This is a genomic window from Streptomyces sp. AC627_RSS907, assembly GCF_019049165.1.
In genome coordinates this window covers 1-567 of sequence record NZ_JAGMUE010000146.1, presented here as the reverse complement: position 1 = coordinate 567, position 567 = coordinate 1, and the positions used below count along the sequence as shown (strand labels likewise).

1 protein-coding gene is annotated in these 567 nt (G+C 71.1%); it reads right to left on the bottom strand.

Features of this window, described 5'->3' with window-relative positions:
- Positions 1 to 567: alkaline phosphatase (locus tag KUM32_RS28575; protein ID WP_217144863.1), on the bottom strand; the 567-nt coding region annotated here is incomplete at both ends.

The window sequence follows — 567 nt, the reverse complement described above, 5'->3', positions numbered from 1 at the left end:
GAGCTGGCTGAGCATGATCGAGTTGGCCCAGCAGTGCCAACCGTCACCGGCCCGGTCCACGCCCCGCTTGAGCCACTCCTTCTGCGCGCCGCCCAGGATGGTCCCGTCCGGCAGGTTCTGCGCGGAGCGGTAGGAGCGCAGGTCGAGGATGGTCAGCTCCAGCAGGTCGCCCCAGCGCCGCACCCGGTGGATCTCCGGGTCGGGCAGCGCCGAGCCGCTGGCGTCGCGGTGCGGCATGTGCTCGTACCACGCCTGGTACGCGGCGGCCCGGCGCCGCATGAACGGCGCCCCGCCACCGGTCCCGCTGTAGTCGTTGACCACCTCGTGGTCGTCCCAGGTCAGGAACCATGGGTGGGCCGCGTGCGCCTCGCGCAGTGACGCGTCGCCCTTGTAGAGCGCGTGCCGCACCCGGTAGTCGGCCAGCGTCAGGACCTCGGGCGCGTTGTGGTCGCGCACGTGGTCGCCGCCGACCGGGCCGTGCTCGTAGATGTAGTCGCCCAGGTGCATCACGAAGTCGACGTTCTCGCGGGCTATGCCACGGTGGGCGGCGTAGAAACCGTCGTGGAA